The 4,210-nt window shown below is 63.8% G+C and carries 6 protein-coding genes; 1 reads left to right on the plus strand and 5 read right to left on the minus strand.

Annotated elements, in window-relative coordinates; all coding sequences use genetic code 11:
* The 4 genes from ACE3OH_RS20220 to ACE3OH_RS20235 form a co-directional block, all read right to left on the minus strand.
* Positions 1-1,485 (minus strand): SulP family inorganic anion transporter (locus ACE3OH_RS20220; protein WP_374357388.1); only part of this gene is annotated, 1,485 nt, incomplete at its 3' end.
* A gap of 53 nt (positions 1,486-1,538) precedes the next feature.
* A complete protein-coding gene (locus ACE3OH_RS20225) occupies positions 1,539-1,967 on the minus strand; it encodes a DUF6691 family protein (protein ID WP_374357390.1) in 429 nt (142 codons plus the stop codon).
* Positions 1,968-1,969: 2 nt separating this feature from the next.
* Complete coding sequence (locus ACE3OH_RS20230; RefSeq protein ID WP_374357392.1) at positions 1,970-2,404, minus strand: YeeE/YedE family protein; 435 nt, start codon at positions 2,402-2,404, stop codon at positions 1,970-1,972.
* The gene (locus ACE3OH_RS20235; RefSeq protein ID WP_374357394.1) at positions 2,394-2,729 is read right to left on the minus strand and encodes an ArsR/SmtB family transcription factor; all 336 of its coding nucleotides are present in this window, start codon (positions 2,727-2,729) and stop codon (positions 2,394-2,396) included. Before ACE3OH_RS20235 ends, ACE3OH_RS20230 begins: the two co-directional genes overlap by 11 nt.
* Positions 2,730-2,821: 92 nt before the next feature.
* Here ACE3OH_RS20235 and ACE3OH_RS20240 point away from each other — a divergent pair, with 92 nt between their 5' ends.
* Entirely contained in the window at positions 2,822-3,691 is an 870-nt protein-coding gene (locus ACE3OH_RS20240) for an MBL fold metallo-hydrolase (protein WP_374357396.1), read from the plus strand.
* On the opposite strand, the gene ACE3OH_RS20245 is transcribed toward ACE3OH_RS20240, so the two are convergent.
* Positions 3,682-4,210 (minus strand): TetR family transcriptional regulator (locus ACE3OH_RS20245; protein ID WP_374357398.1); only part of this gene is annotated, 529 nt, incomplete at its 5' end. The two genes, ACE3OH_RS20240 and ACE3OH_RS20245, sit on opposite strands and share 10 nt — an antisense overlap.

The following is a 4,210-nucleotide window of genomic DNA, read 5'->3' on the forward strand; positions in this document are numbered from 1 at the left end:
CAAAAGATGGCGGGTTGCCGGCCGCGCCTGCAATTTCTCCACCAGGGCGCTGCGTACAAAGCGCACGTTGGCAAAGTACAGACTTTCATCCACCCGGATCGCCAGGATGTCCGGATCGGTCTCTACGCTATAGCGCAGCTCGTTACGATAGTGCTCGGTACCCGGCACCCGCCCCAACACGGCCAGATGCGGCTGGCTGGTGCGCCAGATGAACAGGGCCAGCGACAGGCCGACGCCCAGCGTCACCGCATCCACCACGCCGAGCAGCAATACCCCGGCGGCCGTTGCCAGATACACCGCCGCATCGCGCCGGTCATAGCGCCAGGCCAGCCGCAGCACGGATAGGTCGATCAGCTGCGATACCGCGATCACGATGGTGCAGGCCAGTACCGACAATGGCAGCTTGGCAAAGAGGCCAGTGGCAAATAGCAGGATCACCGCCATCCAGAGCGCGGCCAGTACACCGGCCAGCTGGCTGCGCGCACCGGCCAGCTCATTGGCAGCGGAGCGCCCGAAACTGCCCGATACCGGAAAGCCACCGCTGATGCCGGCCGCCATATTGGCCAGACCCAGCGCCACCAGCTCGCGATCCGGTTCCACCGTTTCGCGCCGCTTCAAGGCCAGCGCCTGTGCAATGGCATAGCTATCGATAAAGCCGACCAGCGCCACGGCCAGCACCGCCGGCGCCAAGGCACGCATAAGCTGCCAGTCAACACCGGGCCAGCTCAGCGGCGGCAAGCCTGCCGGCAGATTGCCGACCACCCGCACCGGCAAGTCCAGCAGCTGCACCGCCAGGCCAGCCAGCGCCACCACGGCGATGGGCGAGGCCTTTGCCAGCAGCTCGGCCGCAGCCGTGGACATGCCAAAACGCATCAACACCGCCTTGGCCCAGCGTTTGCCGGCATAGAGCAACGCCAGGGCCAAGCCCGACAACAGCAGGGTTGTCCGGTTGAGTTCGCCCGCATGCCGCCACAGATTGTCGACGATGCTCACCGCGCTGGCAGCATGGCTGGGAATGCCCAGCAGATGCGGCAACTGCGTCAGCACGATCAGAACCGCCGAGCCGGACACAAAGCCGCCGATCACCGATTGCGACAGGAAATTGGCGATAAAGCCGAAGCGCAGCACACCGAACACTAGCCGCAAGGCGCCGGACAATAGCGCCAGCATCGCCACCAGCGCGGCATAGCCGGGCATGGATGGTTGGCTGACCGCCGCCAGCGCGGCTGCAGTCATCAAGGAAGGCAAAGCTGCCGGGCCGACCGACAGGGTGGCACTGCTGCCCAGCACGGCATACACCAACACCGGCAGGATGCTGGCATACAGGCCGGCCTGCGCCGGCAAGCCGGCCAGCATGGCATAGGCAAGACCCTGCGGGATCAGGAACACCACCAGGGTGAAGCTGGCCAGCACATCATGCGAGGCATCGGTGCGGCGATAGTGGCGCAGCCAGGGCGGGGCAAGGCGCTCAAGCAGGCTGGGCATGGCGGTCGGGCCGTCGCTTTTTATGGAGGAAATAGTGTAACGGGTGCAAACCTTCACTCGCTTCGCTTGCCGCGCAGATGCTCGACCCGCTCAAACACGGCCATGCCAAGCAGCATGGTCGCGACGAAGATCAGAAAATCGCCACGACCGAGCGCCGCGCCGAGCAGTGCCGGCCCCGGGCAGATACCGGCCAAGCCCCAGCCGGCGCCGAACAGCAAGCTGCCAAGAATCAAACGGCGGTCAATGCTGCCTACCTTGGGCAGCTGCATCGGCAAGCCAAGCAGGCTGCGCTGGCGCCGCTTGGCCAGCCAGGCCGGCAACAGCCCTACGCCGATGGCACCCGCCATCACCAGCGCCAGGCTCGGGTCCCAGCTGCCTGCCACATCGAGAAAACCCAGCACTTTGGCCGGATTGACCATGCCGGATAGCAACAATCCGACGCCAAATAGCGTACCCAACAGGGCAGACAGCAAGATCGGCATGATCAGACTCCCCAAACGTGACGGACGAACAACACCACCAGCATGCCGCTTGCCATAAAACACAGGGTGGCGACCAGCGAGCGCAGCGACAATCTGGCCAGCCCGCACACGCCGTGCCCGCTAGTGCAGCCGCTGCCATAACGGGTGCCGATGCCGACCAAGAGACCAGCCAGTGCGAGACGCCCTGGGCTGGCTAGCAGCTCGATCGACGGCAAGTGGAAGGCGAGCTGCCACAGCCAAGGGGAAGCCAGCAGGCCGCCGACAAAGGCCAAACGCCAGCCTCGATCACTACTCCGTGGCCAGATAAGCCCGGCAACAATTCCCGACACCCCCATCACCCGGCCCAGCAGCCAGGCAAAGCCGGTGGCGGCGAGGCCGATCAATATGCCACCGGCCAAGGCCGACCAAGGCGTGAAGTGCGCGTAATCAATGTTCATGATCGCCCTCCCCGGGCGGCTCGGCCGGGCAGAACAGCTCGTGCATCACCTGCAGGAGCCGCACTGCCTGTTCGCTGGCGAGGCTGTAGTAAATGTATTTGCCGTCGCGCCGGGTGCTCACCAGCCCCTCGCCACGCAATACGCCAAGCTGCTGGCTCAGGGTGGGTTGGCGCACGCCGGTGGCAGCTTCCAGTTCGGACACACTGGCCTCGCCCGCCAAAAGCTGGCACAGCAGCAAGAGACGGTCTTCATTGGCCAGCTGCTTGAGCAGGCTGCAGGCAGCACCGGCTGACAGGCGCAAGGCGGCAAGTTGTTCGGGTGTCATGGCGTATTGAGTGATGCGGTGCAGAAACGGTGGCGAGTTGACACATTATCATTTTTTATATTATGTTTTCAAGTAAATTGAAAGGATGCACCATGCCAGCCAGCCCCCCGCAGATCGAAGCCTTCCACGACCCCGCCACATCGACCATCAGCTATCTGGTCTACGACCATGCGGGCGGCCACGCCGCCATCATCGACCCGGTGCTCGATTTCGATCCCAAATCCGGCCGCACCAGCACCACCCAGGCAATGCGGCTGCTGCAGCGCATTCAAGCGCAGCGCCTGTCCTTGCAATGGCTGCTGGAAACCCATGCCCATGCCGATCATCTATCGGCCGCCCACTGGCTCAAGCAACGGCTGGGCGGGCAGATCGCCATCGGCGCCGGCATCCGTGCCGTGCAAACGATTTTTGCGCCCATCTTCAATTTTCCCGCCAGCTTTCCCTGCACCGGCGAGCAATTCGATCATCTGTTCAGCCCCGATGAAGTGTTTGCCATCGGCGAGCTGCAAGCGCAGGCGCTATTCGTACCCGGCCACACCCCGGCCGATATGGCCTATCAGGTCGGCGACGCGGTATTTGTCGGCGACACCCTGTTCATGCCCGATGTCGGTACCGCACGTTGCGACTTTCCCGGTGGCGATGCCGCCATGCTGTATCAGTCGATCCAGAAGCTGCTGGCCCTGCCCGACGACACCCGCCTGTTCATGTGCCACGACTACCCGCCCACCGGGCGTGAAGCAGCCTGGGTCAGCACGGTGGCGGCACAGCGGCGCGACAATATCCATGTGCATCAAGGGCGAAGTGCAGCGGACTTTATCGCCTTGCGCACCGCCCGCGACCAGACCCTGGACATGCCTACCCTGCTGCTGCCGTCGGTGCAGGTCAATATCCGTGCCGGTGACTTGCCGCCAGCCGAGGACAATGGCCGGCGTTATCTGAAGATCCCGCTCGATCAGCTATGATCTTGAGCGCGCCCTGCAACAGCGGGGCGCACGCGCCGCGCCTCGACCCCGGCCCAGAACTTGGCGCCGATCAAAATAAAGCGAATCTTGTTTTCCAGCATGCGCTCCGGGCTATCGCTGCCCGGCATATCGCTTTCCTGCGGATTGATCAGATCAGCCAGGGTGGCAAACACCGTCTTGACGATCAGATCGGCCAGCACCTGGTAGTCCGGCCCGTGCAGATGGGTAAGCTTGGGGCTTTGCGCCAGATCGGCCTGCAGGTCGGTCACGAAATGCTGCTGCATCTGGCTCACCGCCAGCCGCACCGGCGCCGAGCCGCCGAACTGTTCGCGCGCCAGGAACAAGAACAGGGCACGGTGCGCCAGCACATAATCGACAAAAATTCGCACCGAGGCATTGATCGCGCCATGCTGCTCGATCTCGTTACGCCGCACCAGGCGTATCGCCTCGCGAAAGGTGGTGCCCACCTGCTCCACCAGCGCGAGGCCGAGGCTGTCCATATCGGGAAAATGCCGGTAG

The organism is Chitinimonas sp., assembly GCF_041904975.1.
GTDB lineage: Bacteria > Pseudomonadota > Gammaproteobacteria > Burkholderiales > Chitinimonadaceae > Chitinimonas.

Coding starts and splice junctions, on each gene's coding strand:
- ACE3OH_RS20225 (WP_374357390.1), bottom strand. CDS start 1,967: ATGCCGATCTTGCTGTCTGCCCTGTTGGGTACGCTATTTGGCGTCGGA.
- ACE3OH_RS20230 (WP_374357392.1), bottom strand. CDS start 2,404: ATGAACATTGATTACGCGCACTTCACGCCTTGGTCGGCCTTGGCCGGT.
- ACE3OH_RS20235 (WP_374357394.1), bottom strand. CDS start 2,729: ATGACACCCGAACAACTTGCCGCCTTGCGCCTGTCAGCCGGTGCTGCC.
- ACE3OH_RS20240 (WP_374357396.1), top strand. CDS start 2,822: ATGCCAGCCAGCCCCCCGCAGATCGAAGCCTTCCACGACCCCGCCACA.